Source organism: Sutterella sp. AM11-39 (genome assembly GCF_003472385.1).
GTDB classification, from domain to species: Bacteria; Pseudomonadota; Gammaproteobacteria; order Burkholderiales; family Burkholderiaceae_F; genus Duodenibacillus; species Duodenibacillus intestinigallinarum.
Map to the genome: position 1 here is coordinate 213,289 of NZ_QRLV01000002.1, position 26,953 is coordinate 240,241.

Below are 26,953 nucleotides of genomic sequence, written 5' to 3' on the forward strand. Positions count from 1 at the left end.
ATTACTTCCACGGCTGCGGACCGCCGAGCACGTGAATGTGCAGGTGCGGCACCTCCTGACCGCCGTCGCGGCCGGTATTGATCACCGTCCTGAAGCCGCCTTCGCAGCCCATCTTCTTTGCCAGAACGGGAACAAGGTTGATCATTTTACCCAGAAGTGCGGCATCTTCGGTACCGGCTTCGGCAAGAGAAACGATGTGTTTTTTCGGAATGATCAAAAAGTGAATCGGAGCCTTCGGATTGATGTCGTTGAAGGCGACCACGTCGTCGTCTTCGTAGATGAGCGGCGTGGCGATTTCACGGTGAGCGATCTTGCAGAAGATGCAGTCCATTTTCTTACCTCTTACTTCAACGGATCGAAACGACGACGCTTCTCTTCCAGTCCGCTCAAGCCTTCGCGGCGCTCAAGCTCCGCGAGCACGTGCTCCGGACGCAGGCCGTACTGCGAAAGCATGACGAGGGAGTGAAACCACAGGTCTGCCGTTTCGTAAATGATGTCCTTTTTGTTCTCGTCCTTAGCTGCCATCACGCACTCGACCGCCTCTTCGCCGATTTTTTTCAGGACGCCGTCGGGAGCCTTGGAAAAGAGCTTGGCCACATAGCTTTTCTGAGGATCGCTGCCCTTGCGGGACTCTATCACATCGGCCAATGCCGACAAAACCCCCGAAACATCATGATCGGGAAGTTGCGTGCTGACAAGCTCATGATCGGCCATTCGGCCCTCCCCTTGCGCGCGTGCGCATGTGAAAATCGTGCGACAAAAACAAAAAAGCCGCAAACCCGTATTATTGCAGGGAATGCGACTTTTTGTTCTGCCTCGTTCGTTTGAACGCTGCATAAAAATTTGGTGGCGCATCACGGACTCGAACCGCGGACACAAGGATTATGATTCCTCTGCTCTAACCGACTGAGCTAATGCGCCGAGAGATCGGCATTATTCCAAAGCCTCTTGCACTTGTCAAGGGGGTTTCCGAAATTTTTTTCTTTTGCCTCACTTGAAGTACGGCGCAAGCAGATCGTTCACACCGTAGAGCCGCATCAGAGAGAGCATTTTTTCCGGCACGCAACGGATTTCCGGCGTGCGCTGCAAGGACTGAAGCGTACGCACCCACGACATCAGAATCGACACGGACGTCGAATCCACACTCTTGACATTGGAAAAATCAAGAACAGTGTCTCCCGCCTGCGCCGAAGCCAACACCGCCGCCTTCACGGCAACGGCGTTGCCTCGCGTGATCTTTTCCTCACTTAGACGCATTTTGAGCCGCCTGTTCGTTCTTCTCGCGCAGCGTCTTAATCAGGCCATCGATACCGGACTGATTGGCCACGCTCGCAAACTGCGTGCGGTAGTTGTCCACAATCCAAATGCCTTCCACGTCCACGTCAATGATGCGCCATTCGCCCTTTACTTTCTTCAGTCGGTAGTTGATGCGCATATCGGGCTTACCCGGAGACACAAGCAGCGTACGAACAATCGCGTCGGTCGCCGTGGGCTTTACTCGATTGGGCGCAAGCTTAAACGTCTGATCCTTGACGGTGGCCAACGCACCGGAATACACGCGGATGAGCTGTTCGCGGAACAAGTCCATGAGCTCCTTGCGTTGCTCCTTGGTAGCCTGACGCCACTTCGGGCCAACAGCCGTGCGTGTCATGCGCTCAAAGTCAACCACCGGCATGATCTGTTCATCGACGAAGCGACGCACGCGTGCAGGATCGGCCTGACTCAACTGAGCGTCCGTACGAATGTCTTCAAGGATCTTGTTGCTGATCTCCACAATCCACTGTTCCGGATCGCCCTTGGCGTCGGCAGCCCATGCTGCAGGGCCCGTAATGGCAGCCAAAACAACCGCCGCCCCCATTGCCGTCAGCAAACGGCGCTTACCGATCATCATATCCAGCATGGCTTTTTACTCCTTTGCTTCAGCGGCCGGCTGCTGCGGCGCTTCTGCAGTATCGGTTGCTTCGTCTTCAAGCTCGTCTTCGAATTCATCTTCCGGGAATTCCAGCGGAGGATTGCCGTCGTAGACCGCGTTGCGGCGAGTCGACAGATAGGCTTCGCGAGCCATCAGATAAGGATCGACCGCGCCCTCGAGAAGATCGGTGGCGGGCATCATGCGCAGGCGATAGTCCATCGCAAACACACCCCAGGCCGCCCATTCGGCCCAACCACCGTCCATCCACGTCTGTGGAGCTGTCAGATAGTCAACGCCCAAACTCGGCGCATCGCGCAAGGTCGACGGTCCTAAGAACGGAATCACGAAATAGGGACCGTTGCCGACGCCCCAAACGGCTAGCGTTTGCCCAAAGTCCTCTCGGCGCGTGGGCTGGTTGGCTGCAGTACCGGCAACGTCGTACATACCGCCCAGACCCAGCGTCGTATTGATCATCAGGCGGAACAAGCTTACTAGAGCTCCCTCGCCCTTGCCCTGCAGTGCGTTGTTGATCGCATTGGCCGGCTCATTGAGGTTCACGTAGATGTTGCCGATGCGTTCGCGCGCGTATTCCGGAACGACAAATTCATAGCCCTTGGCCACCGGACGGTACACATACGTATCGAGCTTCTGGTTGAACGCAAACGTATTTCGGTTCATTGTCTCCCAAGGATCGGACGGATCTTGTCCGGCATTGTCAGGCACGGAAACACACCCGGCCAAGGAAGCAACGGCCGCAAGCACGAGAGCGAACTTTGGCAAAGTTTTCATTTTTATCCTGCTTCTACTTTGCGAATGTCTGTTGTCATAAGGATGAATTATTTGTCGGAGCCGCCTTTTTCAGCAAACTGCAACATGAACTGACTGATCAGGTTTTCGAGTACGACAGCCGACTGAGTCTGCTCGAAACGTGCACCCGGAGCCATGTCTTCATCGGCTCCGCCCGCAGAGATACCGATGTACTGTTCGCCGAGCAGGCCCGATGTCAGAATCTGCGCCGAACTGTCGGCAGGGAACTTGTACTGCGACTCGATGTTGAGCACGACGGTGGCCTGGAAGGAGGCCTGATCAAACTTGATCTCTTTGACGCGTCCCACCACAACACCGGCACTTTTGACGGGAGCACGCGGCTTCAGTCCGCCGATGTTGTCGAAGTTGGCATTGAGCTCATACGTTTTCGCGTTCCAGCTGAAGTTTCCCAGATTCGCCGCCTGCAGCGACACGAAAATCAAGGCCAAAAACCCCAGCAGTACGAAAAGTCCCACACAAAATTCAACTGTCTTGCGTTCCATAGTTTTCACCGAAGTCCGTGGCAAAACCGTTTATCGATTAAGAGAACATAAAGGCCGTCATGATGAAGTCGAGCCCCAAGACCAGGAGCGAACTCACCACCACGGTACGCGTCGTCGCCTGCGAAACCCCTTCGGGCGTCGGGCGCGCAATATAACCCTGAAACAGTGCGATCAACCCGACAGCAATGCCGAAGACCACGCTTTTGATCACGCCGTTGACCACATCCGAGAAAAAGTCCACGCCGTCCTGCATCTGAGACCAGAAGGCGCCGTTATCGGTTCCAATCAGCCCGACACCCACGATCCAGGCACCGATGATGCCAACGGCCGAGAAGATAATGGCAAGCAGTGGCATCGAGATCACCGTGCCCAAGAAACGCGGCACAACAATGCGACGAATCGGATCGACCCCCATCATCTCCATGGCCGCCAACTGTTCGCCTGAGCGCATCAGACCGATTTCGGCCGTAAGCGACGTCCCTGCGCGGCCGGCAAACAACAGCGCCGCCACCACAGGCCCCAATTCACGCATCAATGAGAGCGCCACCATCACGCCGAGCGCCTGATCACTGCCGTAGCGCACCAGTACGTAGTAGCCCTGCAGCCCTAGCACGAAGCCCACGAACAGGCCCGAAACCGAAATGATCGACAGCGAATAGTTACCGATGAAGTGCGTCTGCTGCGCAATCAGATAAAAGCGCGAGAGCGCACCCGGAATATTGCGAAAGACGTGAAACGAAAAAAGCGCCAAACGACCGATCGCTCGAATCTGGCGAATCGAGTAGCGGCCGAGCCAGCAGAAAAATCTCATCAAGATGTTCATGAACGCACCCCGAATTCTTCTTCAACCGACTTGGCCGGATAGTGAAACGCCACCGGACCGTCGGGCAATCCCTTGAGGAACTGGCAAACGTATGGATCGGTCGAAGCCGTGAGTTCCTCGGGCGTTCCCTGCGCAGCAATGCGACCGGCGTTGACCATATAGACGTAGTCGGCAATCTCAAACGTTTCGGCCACGTCGTGCGTCACGATAATGGCCGTGGCCTGCAGCGCGTCCGTGAGCTTACGGATGAGCTGCGCAGTGATGCCCATCGAAATCGGATCCAAACCGGCAAATGGCTCGTCGTACATGATGAGTGCGGGATCCAGAGCAATGGCGCGCGCCAGAGCAACGCGGCGGGCCATACCACCCGAAATGGCGCTCGGCATCAGATCGGCGGCACCGCGAAGCCCCACGGCATCGAGCTTCATGAGTACCAGATCGCGAATCATTTCCTCATCGAAGTCAGTTTGCTCGCGCAGCGGAAAAGCCACGTTTTCGAATACCGACATATCAGTAAAGAGAGCGCCGAACTGAAACAGCATGCCCATCTTGCGTCGCGCGCGGTACAAGGCTTGCGTATCGGCCGTCGCCACATCGGTGCCGTCAAAGAGGATGCGCCCCTTCTGGGGCCGGATCAAACCGCCGATGAGCTTTAACAGCGTCGTTTTGCCCATGCCCGAACCGCCCATGATGGCCACAACCTGACCTCTCCCGAATCGGAGCGTCACATCGTTGAGAATCACGCGACCGTTGCCGTAGCTAAACGTCACGTCCTCAATGCTTAAAAACGGATCGGATAAAGACATAGTAACCGGCTGAAAAAAGAGCGCACAAAGCCCTGAACCTGCGTTCATTAACAAAAGCACAGGTGATTATTGCACGAATGAAACCCCTTGCTCGGGCTTCAATCTTCAAAGATCAGGAACGATTTCCTCATGCGCCGTGCGTTGTTCGCATCGCCGTGGGCAAATAGCGAACGGGCCGCGCAATGCCGAGTTCCTTAAGGCGCGGATCATCGGCGGGCACGATCCTGAAGCACGATTCGACCTGTTCGGGCAGCTCGCTTGCGCGGCGCGTCTTCAAGTCGATATAAACCCATTCCGTTGCTGCCACGCAACACAATTTGCCGTTCACCTTCATGGCATAACGGCGCAGACTGGTGCTTACAGAAAACTCCTGCACCCAGGTATAGACCTCAATGATGTCACCCAGTTTGCAGTCACGAAGATATTCGATCCAGTGCTTGCGCACGACCCAGGCGCCCAGGCCTTCCCTGAAATAGCGCTCGGTGGGCCAGCCCGCGTCCGCGCTGCCCTCGCGCGCGGCCATTTCAAGCCAGCGCATGTAGACGACATTGTTGACGTGGTTGAGTTCGTCAAGGTCCTCAGGCTTGACTTGAACCTCAAACTTAGTAATTCCATCAAACATCACGCACCTGCTTTTTCTTTTTCGACAACCGCGGCGGGAGTCTGAATTGATGCTGTCTCCAAATCCGCTAGCGGATCCGCACAACCGATCAAAGCGCACATATCAGCACTCACCTGGCGGCATAACGCGTGGCGATTTTCACCGCGAAGCGGCTCGAGAATGTGAATTTCCAGATGAAGATCCTCCATCGTCACCACCTTCCACAAGCACTCGAAGAGTCCGACGTCGCCGACGTAGGCGGGCGTCGTCGTCACCTGTCCCTTCGTTTTGTATCGCAGCACCACGGGGATCACCTCGGCATGCCGGCGCACGGCGCCTTCCATCAGATTGCCGTGCATTTTTTTGAGCCCGGTACCATCGGAGGTCGTTCCTTCCGGAAACATCAAAAGATTTCGTCCTTCGTCCAGTGCCTTAGCCATGGCTTCGGCCGTGTTGATGAGAGAACGGCGATTGCCGCGCTCGATAAACACCGTATCAACGGATTTGGCAATAAACCCGAACACGGGCCAACGCGCAATTTCGGCTTTGGCCACAAAAGCGGAAGGGAACACGCAATTGAGAGCAAAGATATCCAAAAACGAAACGTGGTTGGCCACGATCAGGCGCCCGATCTGGCCGGGTGTGCGTCCGCTGTCCCGAACGCGCGCGTCCCCGTTGTACTGTCCGAAAACGTCGACCTTGACACCGAGCCATCGCAGAATGCGGGCCGACCAACGCCGAATGATGCGGCCTTTACCCTCGGGAGTCGAAAACGGAAACACCCCGAAAATGAGGACAAAGCAGCACACGATGTATACAAAGACGGCGGCAAAGCGGGCCGCACCGATCAGCACTTGCATCTTTTTGTACCTTTACGGAATTTCAATGTCCTGCGGCTGACGCTCGGGCGAACCTTCGTCAAACCACTGCTGAAGAATGACGGCGGCCGACTTGTCGTCAAACGCCCCCGTTCCGTCATCAACCACAACCGACGAAAAGCGTTCATCGGTCATATAAACCGGAAGTTTCGTTCGACCGTAGAGGCGCTTGGCAAAATTCAAAGCCATGCGCGTAGCAGGCTCTGAGGATCCGTCTCGCTGTGTGGGCAGTCCCACAACGAAAGCCGACGGCTCCCACTGAGCCACCAGATCCGCAACAGCCTGCCATTTGGCATCCTTTCCGGCTGCGGCCTGAATGATGCACAGCGGCCGCGCCGAGCCCGTGAGCGTTGAACCGACGGCCACCCCGATCCGCTTTTCACCGAAATCAAACCCTAAAACGGTGCCTTCAACCATATTTTCAATTCATCATTGACAATGACCGCCGTAGCGGCCCAAGGCCCTTCATTTTATCTGACCGCCAGAAGACCGCCTGCGTGAGCTGGCGGATGTTGGTTGGCTGGAAGAAGGACGATTCCAGTCTTTGGTTGTCTGAATCACCGGCCCAGACTTTGCAGCAGACACTCAAGGATCTTGACCGCGAACTGATGCGCTCAGGGAATATTTTGAGGAAGAGCCGGGCGGGCTCGGATCGTCTGTGAAGTGAATCCCGTTAGAGATCAGCAACAGAAACCTATCTGCAGCAGGCAATGCCTGCCAGCAGGCCCCCCGACGTGAGTCGGTGGGAGGATGTCAATTTGGTTTGGCCCGTTGCGTTTATCATGAGACTGTTTTTCCGTTTATGTTTGTGAGAAGACACATCATGGTTGAAAACGTTCTTCAGAAACTCTGCGAAAAATTCGATGCGGGGCAAGCCCGCTACCGCGTCGTTCACCACCCCGCGGGCGATCGATCCAGCGAATCGGTTGCCAAAGTGCGTGGTACCGAGGTAGGACAAGGCGCTAAGGCGTTGGTATGCATGGCCAAAGGTAACGGCGTCAAGCAGTACGTCCTGGCGGTGCTGCCGGCCGATCAGCAAGCCGACCTTAAAAAGCTCGCGCAAGCTCTGGGCGCTACCCGAGCAGGCCTTTGCAGTCCTGAAGAAGTGCTGGACCTCACCGGCTGCATCCTGGGAGCCGTACCTCCGGTCGCATTGCACGAAAAACTTCTCAACGTAGCCGACCCTACTCTCTTTACTCGTTACGGAGAGCTCGCCTTCAACGCCGGCGCGCGTGACGTCTCCATCATCATCAATACGGAAGACTTCCACCGCATCGTGGCTCCAAAAGAAATTTCTTTCATCAAAGCTTCCGAAGCCACTGAAATTGCTTAGAATTTCCGCCCCTTTCGAAATTCCTCGAAGGGGCGTCAAATTCTCTTTTCAGTGTCAAATGCCGCACATTGATTTTGCTTCCATCCTGAGCTCGGCGCTCACTCCCATTACCTTAATTTCTGGCGTGGGGCTATTGCTTATGGCCATGTCGGCCCGCTACGCGCAAGCTTGCGACCGCGTCCGAGAAAATCTTCGCCAGCAAGGTCGTTCACCTGACTTTGATCCGGGAATCGAAGAACGTCTGATCCTCAACTATCACCGTGCCGAACTGCTCCGCAAGGCGATTCTCTTCGTGGTTCTTTCGGCAGCCAGTTCCGGCCTGCTCATTCTGGCTTCGACGCTCGAAGGCATGTTCGGAGTCGACCTTCTGGTCGCCAAACACATTCTGCTGCTGTGCTGCGTCGGCCTGATCGTCATCTCCACCATCTTCTTTGCGCTTGAAGTGACCACGTCTCTCAAAGCGTTGGCTCTGCGCAAAGAACAGGAAAGCGCCATCCGCCGCCGTCGTTTCACCAACTAATTTGCCCGATTTGCCATGAATCACATCGACTTTACGCTGATCCTCAGCTCGGCCCTTACGCCGATCACGCTCATCTCGGGTGTCGGTCTTTTGCTTTTGACGATGTCGGCCCGCTACGACCACACGACCGCACGCGTTCGTCAGCTTCTGCACGCCGATGAAATGACGGGCGGCACCGACCCGCACCTGGCCGAAGCCATCGAGCTCATCTTTCACCGCGCGGAATTGCTCCGCAAGGCGATTCTTTTTGTGGTGCTGTCGGCCGCCTGTGCGGGGCTACTCGTGCTGACAAGCACGCTTGGCGCCATTTTCGATCTCGATCTCGACACTGCCAAGCACGTTTTCCTGCTCGCATCGGTAGCCATGATCGTCATCTCCACGGCGTATTTCTCGCTGGAAGTTGGCACCTCGCTTAAAGCCTTGGGCATCAGCGTGCACCACTAAAAGGAAAAGGCGTCCGAAGGCGCCTTTTCCTTGATTCCAAATTACGCTTACGCGGAAGTCTTTTCCGCATCAGGAGCCGGTTCTGCAGGCTTGCTCTCTTCGGTCGTCTTGGGAGCAGCCCTGCGCACAGCCGGCTTTTTAACGGCCGTCTTGCGTGCCGCAGGTTTCTTTGCGGAAGCCGCTTGCTGCGTTTCGGCAGCACTAACCGTCTTTTTCGCCGCAGTGCGTTTTACCGTGGTTTTGCGAGGTGCGGGCTTGACGGCAGGTGCCGGTTCTTCGGTCTTCTGATTTGCGTCAACGGGTTTTTCGACCGCGCTCTGCACTACCTCTTTCGATTCGACAGGCTTGGTCGCCGATTTCTTAGGTGCGGCCTTTTTCGCAGCAGGCTTTTTCGCAACAGGTTTCTCCGTTTTTCCTTCTGCGGAGGATTCCGCTGCAGCCTGCTTGATAGCCGTGCGGCGAGCCGTCTTCTTTGCCGTCGTGGTCTTCTTTGCGGGTTTCTTTGCCGCCTTCTTCTGCTTTGCCTGTTCCTGCAGGAACGCAACCGCTTCCGGGTTATCCTTCAGGAAAGTAAAGAGCGCCATACGACTGCGGCGCACGTCCGCGGCTTTCTCAAACTTGCCCTGCAACAACTGAATGGCGGCGCTGACGGTGAATTCCTTAAGAATGGCAGCCATTTGTTTTTCAACATCGGGTTCTGCAGGCGTCGGTGCGGAAACTGCAGCATCGGACTTGGTTGCGGGCACATCCACGGCCTTGACGGGAGCGGGGCGTTCGGGGGCCGGCGGCTCGTCAATATTCACTGTCTTGACCGGCGCTTCACCTTCGGGCCGCATCGTTGTCCATTCGTAATTGAGCGCCTTGCGGCTTTTTGCCATGCTTCGTTTGCCAAGCCATTCAAAAAAACCTCTGATCTTCTGCAAAATCATCTTTATCTCCTCGGTTTGCAGGATCTGCCCTCAATCCACGTCAAAAGCACCCGCACTTTCCTTTAAGCGCAGGTCATCTGTTTGAGTCTACACCACGACCGCCGAGCATACGGGCATCGCATGAAATTTCACGCCAAAAATCCAACGCGACCCCCTCTGTGAGGCTTTTTTGACACAGACTCTCAGTTCGCGAGCTTTTCAAAAGCCTGCTGCAAGTCGGCAATCAAGTCTTTAGGATCTTCTAGACCTACGGCCACGCGAACCATGCGATTGAAAGGAGAGTTTCGTTCGGTCCGCTTGCCGTAACCGGGAATCAGCAAACTCTCGAAGCCGCCCCAGGAATAGCCGCGGCCGAAAATTTTGAGCGCATCGATCATAGGCGCAAGCTTGCCGTCGTATTCGGGTTTGAAGACCACCGAAAAGAGCGTCGTGCCGCCCGTAAAGTCACGCTTGAAAATCGCATGATCCGGATGGCTTTCCAACACCGGCCAGAGCACCCTTTCGACTTCAGGACGATTCTGAAGCCAGTCGACCACCAGCTTGGCGTTTTCAAACGCTGCTTCAATGCGCGCCTTCATCGTATGCAGTCCGCGGTAGGCTACATACACATCGTCGGGCGTTGCGGTTTGTCCCATCGTCGTCACGGCATCAAACACCTTGGGCCAAGCCTTCTCGTTGCAGCACACCACGCCCATCAGGATGTCGGAATGGCCTGCGATGTATTTGGTGGCGGCATGCACGACAACATCGACGCCAACAGCCAAAGGCTTGAAGTAAAGCGGCGTTGCCCACGTGTTGTCGATCACGCTCCAGACGCCATGCTCCTTGCACTTGGCGGCGATTGCCGGCACGTCGGGCAATTCAAAGCTGTGCGAACCCGGTGTTTCCATCACCAGCAAGGTCGTGTTGGATTTGAATTTCTCCTCAATGGCCGCACCGATATAGGGGTCGAAAAATTCCACTTCCACGCCCATCTTCGTGAGAATCTTTTCGGCAAAGTCACGCGTGGGGCCGTAAATGGTGTCCATGAAAAGCGCATGGCAGCCCGAATGCACAAACGCAAAAAGCGGCGTGGTCGTGCTCGCCAACCCCGAAGCGAACGCCCAGACGCCTGCCGCGCCCTCGAGCGTTTTCATCGCATCGTAAAAAGCCTTGTGCGTTTCCGTGCCCCAGATGCCGTACGTAGGCACATCCTCGATCAACTGATTACGGTGCTCTTCACGCTCGATCATGTCCTTGACAGATTCATGCAGCACGGTCGAGCCTTTCACAATCGGAGGATTGACGAAGCGGTGTTCCTTGTTGCGATGCCGCCCGGCATGCACCAGAACCGTTGCAGGCCCGGCCTGCTTGTAATCGATCGAGTCGCTCATAAGTTTTCCTTGTATTCGATACGCCGACTATGCTACCGAAACAAACGCCTACGCGCTCTTTCCGGGGGCAACATATTCGCGAATGATTTGAAGCACTTCGCGGCCGTAACGCGCGAGCTTCACTTCCCCCACGCCCGAGGCTTGTGCGAGCTGCCCGCTGTTGATCGGACGCAGACGAACGATGTCTTCGAGCGTCGCATCATTAAAAACCTGATAAGGCAGTTTGCCGGTTTCGTTGGCTTTTTCCCGTCGCCACTGCTTTAGGCGCTCGAAAATCACCAGGTCTTCGCCCGTGAGTTCCTCAAAGATGCGGCGGCGCCGCTTAGTCGCTTTCTGCGTGCTGCGAATGAAAATCTGTTCTTCGCCTTTCAAAAGTCCTCTTGCCTGTCCGAGCGTCAGTCCGCCCATGTTCAGCGCTTCCACGCGCACGATGTCGCGGGCGATGAGCTGGCGCAGAATGCGCCGCCACTCCTCGGCCGAAAGATGCTTGCCGATGCCGAAGGTTGAAAGCTTGTCGTGGCCGTTTAACAGAATGCGGTCGGTGGCTTCGCCTTGGAGCACCTGCACGATGTAGTTGGCGCCGAAAGCCGTGCCGCCCGCCTGATTGACGCGCCAAATGCAGCTCACCAAACGCTTGGCGTCTTCGGTGACTTCGTGCATCTTGGGCGGCTCCAGACAGTTGTCGCAGTTGCCGCAGGGGCCGGATTCCTCGCCAAAATATCTCAGAATCATCTGACGCCGGCAGCCTGCGGTTTCTGCCAGTGCCAGCATTGCCTCAAGCTTGGTGCGGGTAAGCCGCGCGTACATTTCGTCGCCTCCGCCCATCTCCATGAGTCGGCGCTGATTGACCGCGTCGATCAAACCGTAGGCCATCCACGCGTCGGCCGGTTTTCCATCCCGCCCGGCGCGTCCCGTTTCCTGGAAGTAGTTTTCAATGCTTTTGGGCATATCCAGGTGCGCCACGAAACGCACGTCGGGCTTGTCGATGCCCATGCCAAAGGCAATCGTTGCCACCATCACCACGCCGTCTTCACGCAGAAACGTTTCGAGATTGGCAGTGCGATCCTCATGACTCATGCCGCCGTGATATGCGAGCGCACGAATGCCGTGATTGCACAGCGTATTGGCCACATCCTCGGTCGTTGCGCGGTACATGCAGTAGACAATGCCCGTGTCGCCGGCGTGCTCTTCCTTGATGAAGTCGACAAGCTCGCGAAGCGTCTCGGCGGGCTTGCCCTTTTCGGCCACGCGGTAACGGATGTTGGGGCGATCGAAACTCGCGACGAATTCCTTGGGGTCGATCAAAAGCTTTTCGACGATTTCGCGGCGCGTATTAAGGTCGGCCGTGGCCGTGAGCGCCACGCGCGGCACTTCGGGCCATAGTTCGCGCAGAATCGAGAGCGCGCCGTATTCTGGGCGAAAGTCGTGCCCCCACATCGAGACGCAATGCGCTTCGTCAATCGCAAAAAGCCCGATCTTGATGCGCTTTAAGAGTTCGATCGTTGCGGGCATCACCAAGCGTTCGGGAGCAACATAAAGAAGCTTGATGCTTCCTGCGGCAAGCTGGCGCTGCACATCGCGCTGCTGAGGCCAGCTCAGTGCGGAATTGAGATAGGCTGCCGAAATGCCCAACTCTTCGAGTCCGGCAACCTGATCGGCCATAAGCGCGATCAGAGGAGACACGACGATCGTCACGCCCTCACGCATGAGTGCCGGAATCTGATAGCACAAGCTCTTTCCGCCGCCCGTGGGCATCAGAACAAGCGCATCGCGCCCCTGCGCCAGCGTTTCGATCACGTCGGCCTGAAAGCCGCGAAAGTCATGTAGCCCGAACACCCTATGAAGAATGTCCTGAGCGCACGTTAAGGTTGAGCTCACCGAATCAGCCAAAACCGTCTCACCACAAAAAGCGGCACGTCCCGTATCGAGTCGTGCCGCACGAATCGCTAACAGCTGCGGATTTTAGCGTTTTGCGCTCGTCAGATGTCCTTCAGTGCTTCCTGCACTTCGGCCTGGCGCTGCTCCTTGAATCGCTCATAGCGCATGCAGGCCGCGGCCGTAAAGAGCACGTCCGAAGAGGAATTGAGCGCCGTTTCGCAGGAGTCCTGCACCACGCCAATCACAAAGCCCACAGCCACCACCTGCATGGCGATGGTACTGTCCAGACCAAAGAGCGAGCAGGCAAGCGGAATGAGCATGAGAGAACCCCCGGGCACACCCGCTGCGCCGCAGGCACAAAGGCTCGCAACCACGCACAAAAGGATGGCGGTGGGAATGTCCACCGACACGCCCATCGTGTAGGCCGCCGACAGACTCAAAATCGTAATCGTGATGGCCGCACCGGCCATATTGATCGTGGCGCCGAGCGGAATCGAAAGCAGATAGATGCTTTCGTCAAGACCCAAGCGCTTGCAAAGATTGATGTTGACGGGGATGTTGGCCGCAGAAGAGCGCGTAAAGAACGCCGTGATGCCAGACTCGCGAAGCGTCTGGAAAGTAAGCGGGTACGGGTTTTTGCGGATGCAGACCCAAACGATCAGAGGATTGAGTACCAACGCCACAAAGAGCATGCTGCCCACGAGCAAAACCAGAAGCTGCGCGTAGTTCACAAGCAATCCGAGACCCTCGGTCGCGAAGGTGCTCGCCACCAAACCGAAGATGCCGATCGGCGCGCAGCGGATCACAATGCGCACGATGAATTCCACGCCGTCGGAGATGTCGTTCATCACCAGACGTGTCGTATCGCTTGCCTTACGGATGGCAATGCCCAGACCGATAGCCCAGAAGAGGATGCAGATGTAGTTACCCTGCATCAACGCCTTCACGGGATTGTCCACCACGCTATAGACCAAATTCTGAAGCACTTCGCCGATGCCTCCGGGGGTCGCCACTTCCTTGGCGTCCGAAATCAGGTTCACCGACACAGGAAACAGGAAGAAGGAGATCACGGCCGTGGTGGCAGCAGCGAAGGTACCTACAAGATAGAGCACCAGAATCGGACGCATGTGTGCCGCCGTGCCCGACTGATGGTTGGCAATGGCAGCCGCAACAAGAACGAAGACGAGCACCGGGGCCACGGCCTTCAAGGCCGACACAAAAAGGCCCCCCAGAATGCCCACGGACTTAGCTGCGCCCGGAGCAACGAGGGCCAGAAGGATGCCAAGCACCAAAGCAATCACGATTTGCTTAACCAAACTGCCACCCAGGATCAGCGGCATGGCTCGATGCATCAGACGTCGAGGTTTTGAATTCATTCGAAAGACTCCCAGCAAATATTTGTTTCCGTATTGTGACAATTCGAAGACAAAAAGGCTCTAAGCAATAAGTCTCAAACGGCTCATTTCGTATCAATCGATTGCACTTTTTATCTGCGTTTCAATCCGCTTTGACTGCCCGCACAACAAAATCGGTCACCAAAATCTCGCCGGTTTTCGGATCCGCAAGTGTCTTCAGGACCGTGCTCTGCGTCTGTGCCCCCAGTTCGGAAAGCGTTTTGACATCCCAATCCGGACGCATCCGGCAGCTCAGCGGAAGCCTTGCCGCAATATCGTCGATCACGCGGGCGTCCACTCCGAGCATCTGATGATCGCTTCGCTCTTCCCAGGCTTTGTGTACCCGCGCGTAACGTTCATCGAAAAGATAACGGTAGTGATTGCCGTCAAAGATAAGCAATAAGCCGCCAGGTTTTAACACGCGCAGCCACTCTCTGTATGCCGTTTGAGGCATCTCGAGATTCCAGACGAGATTGCGCGAGCAGACACAGTCAAACGTGTTATCGGCAAAGGGAAGAATCTGCGCGTCGCCGAGTACCGCATCAATGTACGCGCCCATAACGTTTGCTCGCTCTCGGGCCTTTTTGAGCATCTCGGCGCTTGCGTCAAAAGCCGTGACGGCAAACCCCGCCTTGGCGAGCAACACCGAGAAAAAACCCGGTCCGCAACCAACGTCAAGCACCGACCCCTCGGGAACAACCGATTCAAACCATGGCAGATACACGTCCTGAAGCGATTCCTTGAATTCGTCATCAACCTGAAGCGCGTAGCCCTGCGCGCGCTGATCCCAATACCGAGTGATTTGCGGCAGCACCGATTGATTGTTTTCACTTCGAATCACGGTCTCTTTCCCCTTTTTGAAAGCTCTTAGACATGCTACGAGAAAATCCGGCGTCCGGCTCAGGCATTGCTCTGCATTTCGTTGCGGTTTTTGTTTCTATACCGCGTTGTTTGCATACTATCCGCGGTGCTTTTCGTTAATATCGGTGTGTTTTCGACCAAGCGCCGCCGGTGCCGTACCGCTTCGTTTTTTCTGCATGAAACTGCCGTCCCGACTGAGGTTCATCTATGCCTGCATCTTTCTGGATGCTGTGGGCATCGGCCTCATCATTCCCGTATTGCCCCGCCTGATCGGCGTACTCACCGACACGCGCGACGAGCAGATGTGGTGGTACGGCACGATCATGCTGAGCTACGGCGTCATGCAGTTTCTTGCCTCCCCCTTTCTGGGAGCCCTGTCGGATCGCATCGGCCGTCGTCCGGTTTTGTTAAGCGGCATCTGCGGCCTAGGCATCATGTTCGCGGTGCCCGCCGTCAGCACTTCCCTCACAGCTATTCTCGCAAGCCGCATTTTAGGCGGACTCCTTTCGGCCAATATTTCCGTTGCTCAGGCTTATATTGCCGACGTCACCACGGGTTATGAACGCGCGGCCGCCTTCGGCCGGATCGGCGCCGTGTTCGGCGCGGGCTTTCTGGTCGGCCCTGCGTTGGGCGGTCTTCTTGGCGGCAACGACCCGCAGATACCCTTTATCGTCGCAAGCGTTGTCACGCTTCTCAATTTCGGCTACGGCCTGCTTGTGCTGCCTGAGTCGTTGGCGCAACGCAGCACCGAGCCCATCAGCCTGCGCAAGAACAACGCCTTCGGCAGTCTTGCGCATCTGCTCAAGCTGCCTCAAATTCGCGTCTTTGTTCTCACGCTCGCGCTCTTTAGTCTGGCCAACAGTCTGATGCAGTATTCCTGGGCGCTATACACCGAGTTTCGATACGGCTTTACGCCCAGAGAAATCGGCCTCACCATCTTCGGCTTGAGTCTGGGCATCGCCGTCGTGCAAGGCTACTGTCTGCAGCGACTGTTGCTCTACATTTCACCCGTCAAACTCACTCTCACGAGCCTTGGTTTGGGTGTAGGACTCTTGATCGGGGTTGCACTGAGCCCCACCGGCTTGATTGCGAGCCTGTGCTTCTGCCTCTATGCGCTCTCGGCTTCCGTGACACCGCTTTTATCAGGCACCGTGAGCCGTCGCATGCCCATGAGCGTGCAGGGGGCCACGATGGGAACGGTAAGTTCCGTGCACTCGCTCATGGGGGCCATCGCCCCGGCTTTTACCACGCCTATGCTGATGGTAGCAGGCCACCACGCCGACGATCCGCTCGCGGGCCTTCCCTTCTTCGGTGCGGCGGCGCTGTGCCTGTGCGCGCTTGCGGTCTTTGCCGCTGCAAGCCGCAAACTTTTGGCTGAAGAGCGCCGCGAAACCGAAGACTTCCTCGAAGACTGATCAAGATCAGACTTGCGGCTTTTCTTCGGTCTGATCCTGCTCAGACATCTGCTTTTTAAGAGCAACGATCATCTGCAGCAGCTGATCCACCGCATTCTGCTTGCCCTTCGTGCTGATCAGACTCGGATAGATCTCGCGCACAACATCGGGCGATGAAGCCGTCATCAGCAGGCAGGGCGAGGTGAGCGCCATCACAATGATCTCGATTCTCGAGCCTTCTTCAGGAATGCCGAGGTAGCTTGCAATCACCTGTCGTATGGACATCACACGACGGGTACCGCGCGAGCGAACCACGCTGATGAATTCCTCCGACGGACCAGTAAAGACTTCACGTGCCCACAGAGCCAGATGCCACTGACTGCGGCCGCGCGGAGCCATCACCACCGTCTCGAGCACCTTGCGGACCTTATCAAGCGGATCGGCATCGCTGCGAAAATACGCCTCGAGCTTGCTGTCAACGATTCCGTCGGGAATCTGCCGCACCACCTCACGGTAGAGCTCGTCGCGGCTGCCAAACCAGTAGTTCACGCTTGCCGCGCTCACTCCTGCAAGCTCGCACACGTCCTTGGCGTGTACCGACGCCCATCCGTAGCGCGCAGCCAAAATGCCTGCGGCATCAATGAGCGCCTGTCGCGTCGCCTGCCCGTCAATTCGTGCTTTTGCTGTTTCTTTTCTCATAGTCGCTTTTTGAAGTAGTGGTATGCAAAGGGAAGAGTGACAGCCGCTACAGCAGCCGTCGGAATCATGGTTTGTGCAATATGCAGCCAACTTGCGTCAGCCAGATAGATGCGCCGCACGCTCAAAAGGGCAAAGCGCAGCGGATCGGCCCACGTGATCGCCTGTACCCAAGCAGGCATATTGTCCACCGGCGTAAAAAGCCCGGACAAAAGCACCATCGGCACCAGCGTCACAAAAGCGATCAAAAGCCCCTGCTGCATCGTCTTGCTGTAAGCTGAAATCGCCAACCCCAGGCCCACGACGGCAAGCACAAACACCGCCATCACGGCATAGATTTTGAGGATACTGCCCATAAGTGGCACCTCAAACCAGAAGACCGAAATCAGGAAAATCAACGTCCCCTGGAAAATACCGATCAAAATCGGCACCACCGCTTTGGAGGCGAGCAGTTCCCCGGTCGTAAAGGGGGTCACCAAAAGTTGCTCGAAGGTTCCCATTTCACGCTCGCGGGCGACGGACAATGCCGAAAGGACCATGATCTGCAGCATCGACAACATCATGATGAGGGCCGGCAATATGAACCATTGCGTGAGATTGTTCGGGTTATAGAGGTACCGAATGCTCTCAAAAACAGTCCCGGCACCCGATACGTTGCCCGCAATGATCGAAAGGTACCCGGCAGCCAGCTGTGCCGTCGTAGAGTTGCGCCCGTCGATGATCACCTGCACCTGCGCCGGTTTGCCTTCGGCCAGATTCTCGGCATAGTCCTGCCCGATCACCATCACCACCAACGCTTTGCCCGAATCAATCGCCGGCGCAATCTGGGCCGTGTTTTGCAGTGTCATCACCCGATCAAAGACCGCGCTCTGATCGACGGCGCGGATCAGCTCGGCGCTCTGTCGGGTTTTGGACATATCAAGCAGCGCATACGGAGCGTAGTCGAGATTGAATGTGGCGACGTAGCCGAACAAAATGACGTAAAGGATCAACGGCCCCACGAGAATCATGCGGCTCGTGCGATCCTTCAGCGTCGTCAGCATCTCCTTGTGCAGCAACGCGCGAAAACGGGCGCTGCGGTCAAGCATCACGCGCAATGGGTTCGTCATTTTCGCAACCTCTTCTGACACAGACGGTAAGAAGCAGCAAAAGCCACCGCCGCAAAAAGCGACAGAATCACCAAGTTCTTGAGCACCAGATCTTCCATGCCGCCGGTGAGGAATCCCACCTTGAGCACCTCAAGGTAGTACGCAGGCGGCAGGCAATGCGCCATCACGTCGGCCCAGGCCGGCGCCGAACGCAGATCAAAGATAAAACCCGACAGAATCACGGCAGGCAAAAAGCTCACCAAAACCGTGACCTGAGAAGCCAGAAACTGCGAACGGGTCACGCCGGAAATCATCAGTCCCAGTCCCAGCCCCATCAACAGGTACAAAGCCGAAGAACCCAAAATGATCCAGAAGCTGCCGCGCACCGGCACTTCGTAAAGGAAATAGGCCGCCGACATGCACAGCGCCCAGCCGAGCATGCCCAGGCAAAAGTACGGAAAAGTCTTGCTCACCAGGATGGCCGAGGGCGAAGCAGGCGTTGCAATCATCGCCTCCATCGTGCCGCGCTCCCACTCGCGCGCCAATACCAGACTCGTCATCATGCAGCCCGTGAGCGTAAGCACGATCACGAAAAGACCCGGCACCAAGTACCACGTACTGATGACCGATTCGTTAAACCAAATGCGTGGCACCACGATGATGCCAGCACCGTCGGATTCCCCCGCCATCGCAATGCCGGCGGCGCCTGACACGGCATTAACGATCATGGTGGCGCGCGGCGCATCGATGCCGTCAACCACGATCTGACGCGAAACGGTCGAGGTGTTTTGCTTTTCAAAGACCGCCAGTGCCTCGATTTCGAAGTTTTCTAACGCCTTGAGCGCCTCGCCGCGGGCAGCGTAGACAATTGTCTTAAACGACTCGCTGGAAACAAGGCTTGCCGTGATGCGCTCGGTTTGCTCGGTGCGCGCCATATCGACCACTCCCAGCCGAATATTGCGCACATCGAATGAAAGGCCGTAGCCAAACAGAATGATCAGCATCAGGGGCATGAAAACGCCGAGCAAAATGGCGCTCTTGTCGCGCAGAATCTGGCGCGTTTCTTTGAGCGTGAGCGCGGCGGCGTGCGTCAGCCACAAGGAGAAGGCGTTCATGCAGCCTCCTTTCGACGATCAGCCTCTTCACGGCGCGCCTGCGTCACCACGCGGATAAATGCTTCGTTCATCGTCGCACAGCCTGCACGCACCGCCTCGGGCGTACCCAGAATCAGACTTTTGCCTGCATCCTGAATCAGGATGCGGTCACAGTAGAGCGCCTCTTCCATAAAGTGCGTCGTCACCACCACCGTGGTGCCGCTGCGCGCAAGCGCCGTCACCCAGCGCCAGAAACGACGTCGAGTCGGGATGTCGGCTCCGCTCGTGGGCTCATCCAAAAAGAGAATCTGCGGCCGGTGCAAAAGCGCCGTGGCCATCGACAGGCGCTGCTTGTAGCCGCCCGGTAACGTACCGGCAGGCCGATCGGCAAACGGCTCGAGACCGAAAGCCTGCATCACCTGAGCTATGCGCTTTTTGCCACGAGAACCCGTAAGCCCGTAGGCACCGGCAAAAAAAGTCAGGTTTTCCAAAACGGACAACCCGGGGTAAAGCGAAAACTTTTGCGACATGTAGCCCAGAAGCTCACGAGCCTTTTCCCGGGCGTGGCGCACATCGACGCCCGCGACGCACAGTTCACCTTCTGAGACTTCCAACAATCCGCACAGCATCTTGAAGGTCGTCGTCTTACCCGCGCCGTTGGGCCCGAGCAACCCGAAAATCTCGCCGCGAGCTACATCAAAATCGGTCTTGTCAACCGCCACAAAGGTGCCGAAACGCCGTACCAGCCCCTTGGCGTGAATCACGCTGCCTGGATCGCCCTCAAGAACCTTTTCGTCAACAGAAGCACCCGACGATTCAAAAAGCGACAGGCTTTCTTCAGCTTCAAGACGCCAGTCGCCCAAAAATCCCTTTCGCAGCACCAGATAACCGTCTTCAAGCGTGCTCGGACGCTCGGTGAAACGCACACCGGGATAAAGAGCCTGCAGCTGCTGCGTGTCGCTTGCTCCGTTTGTCAGAAGTCGGACGCCGGCCGCCTCCGGCACCGCGTCCAGCAGATGCTCCGTATCGGCAATGAGACGATCCTGCAGCAGGCGCACCGGCAAACCGCTTTTTTCCTGCTCGGCAAAAAAAGTGCAACCCTTGGCGTGTCGGGCAATCGACTCGGGCGTACCGGCCACGCGCATGTGTCCTTCTTCAAGAACGATCACGTCGTCGCAAAGCGCCGCTTCGTCCATGTATGTGGTCGCCACCACGATAAGCATGTCACGCGCGGCCGCATTTTCGCGCAGGATGCGCCACAAATCGCGGCGCGAAAGAGGGTCGACACCAACCGTCGGCTCGTCCAAAAGCAAGATACGGGGACGGTTTAAGAGCGCACAGGCCAAACCCAGCTTTTGCTTCATGCCGCCCGAAAGTTTTCCTGCCGGCCGCTCGGTAAACGCGGTAAGCGCCGTCATCTCAAGAAGCTCTCGGGTGCGCTCCTTTCGGTCGTTTTCGGAAAGTCCGAACAAATCGGCATAGAGCTTGAAGTTTTCCGCAACGCTCAAGTCTTCATAGAGCCCGAACTTCTGCGGCATATAGCCGCACTGCTTTTGCAGTCGTGCAAGATTTTTGCCATAGAGCCGCTCGCCGAACACCGTCACGCGTCCGGCCGTTGGTTGCAGAATGCCCGCCGCAATGCGCATCAGCGTCGTCTTGCCCGCGCCGTCAGCCCCTACGAGCGCCACCAGGCGCGACGAGGCAAAGCGCGCCGTGATGCCGCTTAGAATTTCACCCGCTCCTTTCTCCGAGCGGCTCACGGATTCAAAGGCAAGTGCACAGTCCCGCCCTTTGTCCGAAGTCAAGCCAATCGCCGCGTCCGTCATAGCGTCGCTTCCGTCACTCGCTCAACTGAACCGTGGCTGGCATTCCCAGCCGCAGTCGGTGGTCGGGATCCTGAACGGTCACACGAACTTCGTAGACCAACGCAGTTCTCAGAGCTTCGGTCTGCACCGTCTTGGGCGTGAATTCCGCAACGGTCGAGACAAAGCCCACCGTGCCGTCAAACGGTTCCCGCGGGTAGCTGTCGGAATAAACCTTCACTTTCTGCCCCACGGAGATCTTTCCGAGGTTGATCTCATCAATCCAGGCGCGCACCCACATGGGGTCCATCAGCGCGATTTCGTAGACCGGAGCGGACGCAGAGACCATGTCTCCCTTTTCCTTCAGACGACTACGCACGACGCCGTCGGAAGGAGCCTTAAGTTCACAGTTGCGCAACGCGCGGGCGGCATCGTCAAGTCCGGTCCTAGCCAACGCCACATTGGCTCGCGCCACATCAATCTGTTCAATACGCGTGCCCGCAAGCAATAAATCGAGATTCTTTTTGGCGGCCAACGCCTGGGCCCGAGACACGCGCGCCTGCGAGCAGGCCTGATCGACCATCTGTTCGGTCGTCGCCTGGCCAAGCTTTTGTTCGCGCTCGCAGATGCGCTGCGCCAAATCGGCCGAAGCGGCATTGGCCTTGTAAGTCGCCCGAGCCGCATCGATTTCTTCAACGCGGGATCCCGCAAGCAGCAAATCGAGTTCTTTCTGACGCACCTGCAGCGTGGCGCGGGCGTTTTCAAGCGCAATGGCGTAACGCTCGTCGTCAAGCTTGGCAAGCACATCGCCCGCCTTGACTGTATCTCCCTCTTCAACCGACACCTGCCCGATGCGTCCGGATTCCTCAAACGCCAAATCCACCGTGCGCATGTCGACGCTGCCATAGATTTTCAGCGCATCGCCGGCCGCTTGGCGATTGGAAACATAGACGTAGCCCAAACCAGCCGCCACGCACAACGCCAAGACCGCCGCCACGATTTTTTTGGACGCCATATCTGTAATCCTTTTCGAATTTATCTGTTTGAATTCTAATTGTAATTTGAACTCAAAAGCAAAAAAAAGAAACCCTCACTCCGCGCAGGCGGCCGCAGTCGATCGTCCGCCCGCGCAAAGCCGGATTTCAGGTTTCGGGTACCGTCAGATGTCTTCGCTCACCATGTCGATGGCACCGCACGGGCATTCGTTGGCACAGATGCCACAGCCCTTGCAGTAGTCGTAGTTGAACTTGAACTTCTTGCCGGGTCCGAGCTTGATGACCGCGTTGTCGGGACACACGCCGTAGCAGTTGTCGCATTCGAAGCAATTGCCGCAGCTCATGCAGCGACGCGCTTCAAAAAGAGCGTTTTCTTCGGTCAGTCCGTGCTGCACTTCGTCAAAGGTCGTCGTACGACGTGCGAGGTCAAGCATCGGACGCACCGTCTTCGGAGCGTCTGCGTAGTACCAGGTATGCAGTCGATCGAAGCTTGCCAGAGGCGCTTTCGGGGGTTCGACGTACTTCTCGCCCTTGAGGTAGGCGGAAATGGCGCGTGCGGCCTTCTTGCCGTGGCCGATGGCCACCGTCACGTTCTTGTCGCCCTTGACCATGTCGCCGCCCGCAAAGATGCCGGGCACCGACGTCATCATGGCTTCGTCGACCACGAGTTCGTCGTCCTGAGCCTGCAGACCGGGGAAGTTGGCAAGAAAACCGAGATTGGTCTGCTGACCGAGCGCAAGCACCACCGTATCGACGGCGATGTTTTCGTAGACGCCCGTGCCGCGCGGCTTGCCGTTTTCGTCAAGCTCCATCTTCTCGATCTTGATTTCGCCGCCCTGCGCCTCACGAATGGTAGAAAGCCACTTCATGTTGACGCCTTCCTCAATGGCCTCCTGAATTTCGGTCTGATGCGCCGGCGCGCGATCGCGCGTGCGGCGATACACCACAAGAGGTTCTGCTCCCATGCGGCGCACGGTGCGGGCCACGTCAATGGCGGTGTTGCCGCCGCCGTAAATGGCCACGCGGCGGCCGAGCATCGGCTTTTCATCCTCGGCAACATCCTTAAGAACGCTCACGGCGTCCAGAACGCGCGAGGCGTCGCCAGCGGGGATATAGGTGCGGCGGGCCAAATGTGCGCCCACGCCCAGGAATACGGCGTCGTACTTTCCGTCCTTCATTTCCTGCGCGAGATCGGTCACTTCACGACCGTATTCGATCGTCACGCCCGTACGCACAATGCGCTCGATTTCCGCGTCAAGCACTTCGCGGGGCAAACGATACTTCGGAATGCCGTAACGCATCATGCCGCCGCCGGCCTGTGCACCTTCGACAACATGCACGGTGTGTCCGGCCTGCCGCAGATGGTATGCGGCGCTCAAGCCGGCGGGACCGGCGCCCACCACGAGCACGCGCTTGCCGGTTTCCTGCTGAGGCTTGGGCAGATCCCACCCCTTGGCAAGCGCATTGTCGCCCAGGAATCGCTCCACCGAATTGATACCCACGGATTCGTCGAGTCCGCCGCGGTTGCAGGCCGTTTCACAGGTGTGATAGCACACGCGGCCCATGCAGGCCGGGAACGGATTGTCGGCCGTGATGCGCTTCCAGGCTTCTTCGTAGTTGCCCGACTCGGCCGCATACAACCACGCCTGGCACTTTTCGCCGGCAGGGCACTTGGCGTTGCACGGCGGCAGTCGGTTGACATAGGTCGGCTTAACGGTACGCCAAGAGCCCGTGCGGTTTTCCAGAGAACTGCCCACATCGAGCGTAATGGCAAAAGGAGTATTTTTCTGAGTCATTTTCTTAACTTCCGCTCACAGTCAGTCGCTTTGACAGCGGATCAAATCACATGATGACGTTCTTCGGCCTGTTCGGGCACCGGAATATCGTCGCCCTGCTCGTCGCCGAGCAAGCCGTAGCGGGCGATGTTGCGATCGGCAAGCGCCTGCATGCGCTGCACGATTTCCGGATTGCCCTTCTTGCCGAACAAGTGTGCAAAGCGCTTCTGCAGCATCAGATACTTCTCGACGGGCTGCTTGCGACGGATCTTGGAAACATTGGTCACCTCACCGTATTCGGCTTCAAAGACCGGGAACAAACCGGTTTCGTGTGCAAGACGCGCGAGTTCAATCGTCTTGGCCGACGGAGCGCCCCAGCCAAGCGGGCATGGAACGAGAATGTGGATATAGCGCGCGCCGTGAAAACTCATTGCATAACGCACCTTGCGTTCCAGATCGTGCAGATCGGCCACGGTGGCAGTTGCCACGTAGGGAATGCCGTGCGCCATGGCGATGGCGGGCACGTTCTTGCCCTGACCGAAACTGTTGCCCGGGAAATCGGGCGTCGGCATCGTCGTCGCCGTACGGGCCGCCGGAGGCGTTGCCGAGGAACGCTGCACGCCGGTGTTCATGTAGGCCTCGTTGTCAAAGCAGATATAGAGCACGTCGTCGTTGCGCTCGAACATGCCAGAGAGGCAACCGAAGCCGATGTCGGTGGTGCCGCCGTCACCGCCCAGAGCAAGGATGCGGACGGCTTCGCCGCCCTTCTTGCGAGCCTTGACGCGCGCGGCAGCGGCCAGACCGGTCGCAACGGCCGCCGTATTGCCGAAAAGCGAATGGAACCACGGCAGCTGCCAGGCGCTTTCGGGATACGGCGTGGAGAAGACTTCCAGGCAGCCCGTGGCGTTGGTAGCAATGATCTGGCCGTTGGTGGCGGCAAAGGCCGCGTCAACTGCGTAGCGTGCGCCGAGTGCTTCGCCGCACCCCTGGCAGGCGCGGTGACCGGAATTCAGAGCGTTGTGACGCTCCTGAGAAGACTGAACGGTACGATCCGTCGGGTCAAGGAGGCGATTGCCGACCGTCCAGGTGCCCGTTTGATAAAAGCGGATTGCTGATTCCTGCATTTGGTATTGCCTCTTTTGACGTTACTGGTGCATCGCCGCATCGCGGATCAATGCTTCGGGCACGGGGCCGGACTTGCGGGTCTTGCGCTCGCGTTCCAGCTGACGCTCAACGAGTTCCTTGTTGAGATCCATAAAGGTAAGCGCTTCGAGTTGATGCGCCGCTGCATCCTTTAGCATCTTCTTGAGGGAAGCCTTCGTGATGGCGCGGCCGCCCAGACCGGCGATAACCGTGTAGCGGGCAACGTTCGGATCCTTGAGCGACACCATGATGTCACGGCTCAGCACGCCGCCCGAACCCACGGCAAGCGTACGTTCGAGCACGACCACAGTCTTGGCGCCTTCAAGGGCTTCGCCCATCACTTCGACCGGGAACGGGCGGAAGCACTTGACACCCACGACGCCGATCTTGAGATCCGACTCTTCGCGCAGTTCGTCGACGGCGTCCTTGATCGTGCCCAGGCACGATCCCATGGCAACGATGCGGATATCGGCATCTTCGCAGCGATAGGTGTGCACGAGGCCGCCCGAGCTGCGTCCGAACACTTCCTTGAATTCGGCAGCCACCTGCGGGATAAGTTCAAGCGCCTGGCGCTGTTTGACGTGCGCAAGATAACGCACTTCGGTAAAGGCCTCGGGACCGACCATAGCACCGATGGAGATCGGATCGCTCGGGTCGAGTTCTTGGCGGGGTGAATAGGGCGGCAGGAACTTGTCGACTTCTTCCTGAGAGGGAATGTCAATGCGTTCAAAGGCGTGCGTGAGCACAAAGCCGTCCATGCAGACCATCACCGGCAGCGAGAGCTCTTCGGCGATGCGGAAAGCCTGAATGTGAAGGTCGGCCGCTTCCTGGTTCGTTTCGGCAAAGATCTGAATCCAGCCGCTGTCGCGCTGGCTCATCGAGTCCGAATGGTCGTTCCAGATGTTGATCGGCGCGCCGATGGCGCGATTGGCAACGGTCATTACGATGGGTAGGCCCAGACCGGAAGCGTTGTAGACAGCTTCGACCATGTAGAGCAGGCCCTGAGAGGCCGTCGCGGTGTAGGCGCGGGCGCCGCCCACGCTGGCGCCGATGGCCACTGACATGGCGGCAAATTCGCTTTCGACGTTAATGTATTCGCAGTTAGGGATCAGCCCCTTGCGGGTCATCGTGCCGAGCGCTTCCACAATATGGGTCTGCGGCGAAATCGGATACGCGCAGATCACTTCGGGTCGGCACAGCGCAACAGCCTGCGCAACGCCCTGACTGCCTTCGATTTGCTTGAGCATCAGTTTTCCTCCGCTTACTTCAATTGGGCTTTGACGTGATCCCAGGCTGCCTGAGCGACCTTGGCATTGGCTTCGGCAATCTTGCCGCCGAATCGCGCGTTGTAAGCCGCCTGAACATTTTCGAGCGTGATGGCGCCCGTCATGGCGGCAAAGCCTGCGAGCATGCCTGCGCCGGGTAACGGCCGCCCGATGTTTTCAATGGCAAAACGCGTGGCGGGCACCGTCTGGACATGTCCCTTGGGAAGTCGGGCGATGAGCTCGCCGAGTCCGAGTTCTTCAGGCGTCGAGGAGCTGTTGATCAGGACGTAGCCGTCGGGACGAATGCCGCCGAAGACGTCTTCGCTTTCCAAAAGCGTGCGGTCCTGCACGAGCACCACATCGGGCTCCTGAATCGGTTCACGCAGGCGGATTTCTTTTTCATCAATGCGGGCGAAGGCAACCACGGGCGCGCCGGTGCGTTCGGAGCCGAAGCTCGGGAACGCCTGCGCCCAATGGCCTTCAGTAAAGGCCGCCACGCTGAGCATTTCGGCGGCGGTAACGACGCCCTGCCCTCCGCGGCCGTGGATTCTGATCTGATACACGACGTATTCTCCATGTGCCGTTGCACGCTCCCGCTTCTCATTTGTCGCCGGACGCGCGCGAAACCGCGCGGGCGTT

29 protein-coding genes and 1 tRNA gene are annotated in these 26,953 nt (G+C 57.4%); 4 read left to right on the forward strand and 26 right to left on the reverse strand.

What is annotated here, in order from left to right:
* Position 1: 1 nt before the first annotated feature.
* From DW133_RS02860 to ruvX, 12 genes are all read right to left on the reverse strand, one after another.
* Positions 2-331: a histidine triad nucleotide-binding protein gene (locus DW133_RS02860; RefSeq protein WP_118275053.1), complete on the reverse strand. Its 330-nt coding sequence runs from the start codon at positions 329-331 to the stop codon at positions 2-4.
* A gap of 11 nt (positions 332-342) precedes the next feature.
* Positions 343-714 (reverse strand): phosphoribosyl-ATP diphosphatase, encoded by a 372-nt coding sequence (locus DW133_RS02865; RefSeq protein ID WP_118275055.1) that lies wholly within the window; start codon positions 712-714, stop codon positions 343-345.
* A 130-nt stretch (positions 715-844) separates the two neighbouring features.
* Positions 845-921: transfer RNA gene (locus DW133_RS02870), tRNA-Met, on the reverse strand.
* A 69-nt stretch (positions 922-990) separates the two neighbouring features.
* Positions 991-1,257 (reverse strand): lipid asymmetry maintenance protein MlaB, encoded by a 267-nt coding sequence (locus DW133_RS02875; protein WP_118275057.1) that lies wholly within the window; start codon positions 1,255-1,257, stop codon positions 991-993.
* Positions 1,244-1,900, reverse strand: coding sequence for a phospholipid-binding protein MlaC (locus DW133_RS02880; RefSeq protein ID WP_233542087.1), 657 nt, complete (start codon positions 1,898-1,900; stop codon positions 1,244-1,246). The genes DW133_RS02875 and DW133_RS02880 overlap by 14 nt, the downstream gene beginning before the upstream one ends.
* Positions 1,901-1,906: 6 nt before the next feature.
* Positions 1,907-2,701 carry a VacJ family lipoprotein gene (locus tag DW133_RS02885; RefSeq protein ID WP_118275059.1) on the reverse strand — a complete coding sequence of 265 codons (795 nt, stop codon included), beginning with the start codon at positions 2,699-2,701 and terminating at the stop codon, positions 1,907-1,909.
* A gap of 47 nt (positions 2,702-2,748) precedes the next feature.
* On the reverse strand, positions 2,749-3,222 hold the full coding sequence (gene mlaD, locus DW133_RS02890) for an outer membrane lipid asymmetry maintenance protein MlaD (RefSeq protein WP_118275061.1): 474 nt from the start codon (positions 3,220-3,222) through the stop codon (positions 2,749-2,751).
* A 37-nt stretch (positions 3,223-3,259) separates the two neighbouring features.
* On the reverse strand, positions 3,260-4,033 hold the full coding sequence (gene mlaE / locus DW133_RS02895) for a lipid asymmetry maintenance ABC transporter permease subunit MlaE (RefSeq protein ID WP_118275203.1): 774 nt from the start codon (positions 4,031-4,033) through the stop codon (positions 3,260-3,262).
* A gap of 8 nt (positions 4,034-4,041) precedes the next feature.
* A complete protein-coding gene (locus DW133_RS02900) occupies positions 4,042-4,851 on the reverse strand; it encodes an ABC transporter ATP-binding protein (protein WP_118275063.1) in 810 nt (269 codons plus the stop codon).
* Between the two features lie 127 nt (positions 4,852-4,978).
* Positions 4,979-5,473, reverse strand: coding sequence for a thioesterase family protein (locus DW133_RS02905; protein WP_118275065.1), 495 nt, complete (start codon positions 5,471-5,473; stop codon positions 4,979-4,981).
* A complete protein-coding gene (locus DW133_RS02910) occupies positions 5,473-6,312 on the reverse strand; it encodes a 1-acyl-sn-glycerol-3-phosphate acyltransferase (RefSeq protein WP_118275067.1) in 840 nt (279 codons plus the stop codon). The genes DW133_RS02905 and DW133_RS02910 overlap by 1 nt, the downstream gene beginning before the upstream one ends.
* A 12-nt stretch (positions 6,313-6,324) precedes the next feature.
* Complete coding sequence (gene ruvX / locus DW133_RS02915; RefSeq protein ID WP_118275069.1) at positions 6,325-6,747, reverse strand: Holliday junction resolvase RuvX; 423 nt, start codon at positions 6,745-6,747, stop codon at positions 6,325-6,327.
* Between the two features lie 406 nt (positions 6,748-7,153).
* On the opposite strand from ruvX, the gene DW133_RS02920 reads away from it, so the two are divergent.
* From DW133_RS02920 to DW133_RS02930, 3 genes are read left to right on the forward strand one after another with little or no spacing between them, the layout of a single operon-like run.
* A complete protein-coding gene (locus DW133_RS02920; protein WP_118275071.1) occupies positions 7,154-7,663 on the forward strand; it encodes a YbaK/EbsC family protein in 510 nt (169 codons plus the stop codon).
* 58 nt (positions 7,664-7,721) lie between these two features.
* Positions 7,722-8,183 carry a DUF2721 domain-containing protein gene (locus DW133_RS02925; RefSeq protein WP_118275073.1) on the forward strand — a complete coding sequence of 154 codons (462 nt, stop codon included), beginning with the start codon at positions 7,722-7,724 and terminating at the stop codon, positions 8,181-8,183.
* Positions 8,184-8,198: 15 nt separating this feature from the next.
* The gene (locus DW133_RS02930; RefSeq protein WP_118275075.1) at positions 8,199-8,627 is read left to right on the forward strand and encodes a DUF2721 domain-containing protein; all 429 of its coding nucleotides are present in this window, start codon (positions 8,199-8,201) and stop codon (positions 8,625-8,627) included.
* Between the two features lie 47 nt (positions 8,628-8,674).
* Here DW133_RS02930 and DW133_RS02935 read toward each other — a convergent pair whose 3' ends face one another.
* From DW133_RS02935 to DW133_RS02955, 5 genes are all read right to left on the reverse strand, one after another.
* Positions 8,675-9,505 carry a hypothetical protein gene (locus DW133_RS02935; protein WP_147408848.1) on the reverse strand — a complete coding sequence of 277 codons (831 nt, stop codon included), beginning with the start codon at positions 9,503-9,505 and terminating at the stop codon, positions 8,675-8,677.
* Positions 9,506-9,738: 233 nt separating this feature from the next.
* Complete coding sequence (gene metC, locus DW133_RS02940; RefSeq protein WP_118275079.1) at positions 9,739-10,929, reverse strand: cystathionine beta-lyase; 1,191 nt, start codon at positions 10,927-10,929, stop codon at positions 9,739-9,741.
* A gap of 48 nt (positions 10,930-10,977) precedes the next feature.
* Entirely contained in the window at positions 10,978-12,807 is a 1,830-nt protein-coding gene (gene recQ, locus DW133_RS02945; RefSeq protein WP_118275205.1) for a DNA helicase RecQ, read from the reverse strand.
* Positions 12,808-12,908: 101 nt separating this feature from the next.
* Entirely contained in the window at positions 12,909-14,183 is a 1,275-nt protein-coding gene (sstT, locus tag DW133_RS02950) for a serine/threonine transporter SstT (RefSeq protein ID WP_233542088.1), read from the reverse strand.
* A 121-nt stretch (positions 14,184-14,304) separates the two neighbouring features.
* Positions 14,305-15,042, reverse strand: a complete 738-nt coding sequence (locus DW133_RS02955) for a class I SAM-dependent methyltransferase (protein WP_158571098.1) — start codon at positions 15,040-15,042, stop codon at positions 14,305-14,307.
* A 196-nt stretch (positions 15,043-15,238) separates the two neighbouring features.
* On the opposite strand from DW133_RS02955, the gene DW133_RS02960 reads away from it, so the two are divergent.
* A complete protein-coding gene (locus tag DW133_RS02960; RefSeq protein WP_118275085.1) occupies positions 15,239-16,477 on the forward strand; it encodes an MFS transporter in 1,239 nt (412 codons plus the stop codon).
* A 6-nt stretch (positions 16,478-16,483) separates the two neighbouring features.
* Here DW133_RS02960 and DW133_RS02965 read toward each other — a convergent pair whose 3' ends face one another.
* The 9 genes from DW133_RS02965 to DW133_RS03005 all read right to left on the reverse strand — a co-directional run bounded on the left by DW133_RS02965 (position 16,484) and on the right by DW133_RS03005 (position 26,877).
* Positions 16,484-17,155, reverse strand: a complete 672-nt coding sequence (locus tag DW133_RS02965) for a TetR/AcrR family transcriptional regulator (RefSeq protein ID WP_118275087.1) — start codon at positions 17,153-17,155, stop codon at positions 16,484-16,486.
* Positions 17,152-18,261, reverse strand: a complete 1,110-nt coding sequence (locus tag DW133_RS02970; protein WP_233542089.1) for an ABC transporter permease — start codon at positions 18,259-18,261, stop codon at positions 17,152-17,154. Before DW133_RS02970 ends, DW133_RS02965 begins: the two co-directional genes overlap by 4 nt.
* Positions 18,258-19,355 carry an ABC transporter permease gene (locus tag DW133_RS02975; protein ID WP_118275089.1) on the reverse strand — a complete coding sequence of 366 codons (1,098 nt, stop codon included), beginning with the start codon at positions 19,353-19,355 and terminating at the stop codon, positions 18,258-18,260. The genes DW133_RS02970 and DW133_RS02975 overlap by 4 nt, the downstream gene beginning before the upstream one ends.
* Positions 19,352-21,160 carry an ATP-binding cassette domain-containing protein gene (locus DW133_RS02980; protein ID WP_118275091.1) on the reverse strand — a complete coding sequence of 603 codons (1,809 nt, stop codon included), beginning with the start codon at positions 21,158-21,160 and terminating at the stop codon, positions 19,352-19,354. The genes DW133_RS02975 and DW133_RS02980 overlap by 4 nt, the downstream gene beginning before the upstream one ends.
* Positions 21,161-21,173: 13 nt before the next feature.
* The gene (locus DW133_RS02985) at positions 21,174-22,151 is read right to left on the reverse strand and encodes an HlyD family efflux transporter periplasmic adaptor subunit (protein ID WP_118275093.1); all 978 of its coding nucleotides are present in this window, start codon (positions 22,149-22,151) and stop codon (positions 21,174-21,176) included.
* Positions 22,152-22,295: 144 nt separating this feature from the next.
* Positions 22,296-23,927 (reverse strand): NAD(P)-binding protein, encoded by a 1,632-nt coding sequence (locus DW133_RS02990; RefSeq protein ID WP_118275095.1) that lies wholly within the window; start codon positions 23,925-23,927, stop codon positions 22,296-22,298.
* 41 nt (positions 23,928-23,968) lie between these two features.
* A complete protein-coding gene (locus DW133_RS02995; RefSeq protein ID WP_118275097.1) occupies positions 23,969-25,030 on the reverse strand; it encodes a thiamine pyrophosphate-dependent enzyme in 1,062 nt (353 codons plus the stop codon).
* A 21-nt stretch (positions 25,031-25,051) separates the two neighbouring features.
* Positions 25,052-26,296 carry a transketolase C-terminal domain-containing protein gene (locus tag DW133_RS03000; protein ID WP_118275099.1) on the reverse strand — a complete coding sequence of 415 codons (1,245 nt, stop codon included), beginning with the start codon at positions 26,294-26,296 and terminating at the stop codon, positions 25,052-25,054.
* A gap of 14 nt (positions 26,297-26,310) precedes the next feature.
* A complete protein-coding gene (locus DW133_RS03005) occupies positions 26,311-26,877 on the reverse strand; it encodes a 2-oxoacid:acceptor oxidoreductase family protein (protein ID WP_118275101.1) in 567 nt (188 codons plus the stop codon).
* Positions 26,878-26,953 lie beyond the last annotated feature (76 nt).

Coding starts and splice junctions, on each gene's coding strand:
- DW133_RS02900 (WP_118275063.1), bottom strand. CDS start 4,851: ATGTCTTTATCCGATCCGTTTTTAAGCATTGAGGACGTGACGTTTAGC.
- DW133_RS02930 (WP_118275075.1), top strand. CDS start 8,199: ATGAATCACATCGACTTTACGCTGATCCTCAGCTCGGCCCTTACGCCG.
- mlaE (WP_118275203.1), bottom strand. CDS start 4,033: ATGAGATTTTTCTGCTGGCTCGGCCGCTACTCGATTCGCCAGATTCGA.
- DW133_RS02975 (WP_118275089.1), bottom strand. CDS start 19,355: ATGAACGCCTTCTCCTTGTGGCTGACGCACGCCGCCGCGCTCACGCTC.
- DW133_RS02995 (WP_118275097.1), bottom strand. CDS start 25,030: ATGCAGGAATCAGCAATCCGCTTTTATCAAACGGGCACCTGGACGGTC.
- DW133_RS02935 (WP_147408848.1), bottom strand. CDS start 9,505: ATGGCAAAAAGCCGCAAGGCGCTCAATTACGAATGGACAACGATGCGG.
- DW133_RS02925 (WP_118275073.1), top strand. CDS start 7,722: ATGCCGCACATTGATTTTGCTTCCATCCTGAGCTCGGCGCTCACTCCC.
- DW133_RS02885 (WP_118275059.1), bottom strand. CDS start 2,701: ATGAAAACTTTGCCAAAGTTCGCTCTCGTGCTTGCGGCCGTTGCTTCC.
- DW133_RS02985 (WP_118275093.1), bottom strand. CDS start 22,151: ATGGCGTCCAAAAAAATCGTGGCGGCGGTCTTGGCGTTGTGCGTGGCG.
- DW133_RS02965 (WP_118275087.1), bottom strand. CDS start 17,155: ATGAGAAAAGAAACAGCAAAAGCACGAATTGACGGGCAGGCGACGCGA.
- DW133_RS02960 (WP_118275085.1), top strand. CDS start 15,239: ATGAAACTGCCGTCCCGACTGAGGTTCATCTATGCCTGCATCTTTCTG.
- DW133_RS03000 (WP_118275099.1), bottom strand. CDS start 26,296: ATGCTCAAGCAAATCGAAGGCAGTCAGGGCGTTGCGCAGGCTGTTGCG.
- ruvX (WP_118275069.1), bottom strand. CDS start 6,747: ATGGTTGAAGGCACCGTTTTAGGGTTTGATTTCGGTGAAAAGCGGATC.
- DW133_RS02910 (WP_118275067.1), bottom strand. CDS start 6,312: ATGCAAGTGCTGATCGGTGCGGCCCGCTTTGCCGCCGTCTTTGTATAC.
- DW133_RS02875 (WP_118275057.1), bottom strand. CDS start 1,257: ATGCGTCTAAGTGAGGAAAAGATCACGCGAGGCAACGCCGTTGCCGTG.
- DW133_RS02970 (WP_233542089.1), bottom strand. CDS start 18,261: ATGACGAACCCATTGCGCGTGATGCTTGACCGCAGCGCCCGTTTTCGC.
- DW133_RS02880 (WP_233542087.1), bottom strand. CDS start 1,900: ATGCTGGATATGATGATCGGTAAGCGCCGTTTGCTGACGGCAATGGGG.
- mlaD (WP_118275061.1), bottom strand. CDS start 3,222: ATGGAACGCAAGACAGTTGAATTTTGTGTGGGACTTTTCGTACTGCTG.
- DW133_RS02920 (WP_118275071.1), top strand. CDS start 7,154: ATGGTTGAAAACGTTCTTCAGAAACTCTGCGAAAAATTCGATGCGGGG.
- DW133_RS02865 (WP_118275055.1), bottom strand. CDS start 714: ATGGCCGATCATGAGCTTGTCAGCACGCAACTTCCCGATCATGATGTT.
- DW133_RS02905 (WP_118275065.1), bottom strand. CDS start 5,473: ATGTTTGATGGAATTACTAAGTTTGAGGTTCAAGTCAAGCCTGAGGAC.
- DW133_RS02990 (WP_118275095.1), bottom strand. CDS start 23,927: ATGACTCAGAAAAATACTCCTTTTGCCATTACGCTCGATGTGGGCAGT.
- DW133_RS02980 (WP_118275091.1), bottom strand. CDS start 21,160: ATGACGGACGCGGCGATTGGCTTGACTTCGGACAAAGGGCGGGACTGT.
- sstT (WP_233542088.1), bottom strand. CDS start 14,183: ATGAATTCAAAACCTCGACGTCTGATGCATCGAGCCATGCCGCTGATC.
- metC (WP_118275079.1), bottom strand. CDS start 10,929: ATGAGCGACTCGATCGATTACAAGCAGGCCGGGCCTGCAACGGTTCTG.
- DW133_RS02860 (WP_118275053.1), bottom strand. CDS start 331: ATGGACTGCATCTTCTGCAAGATCGCTCACCGTGAAATCGCCACGCCG.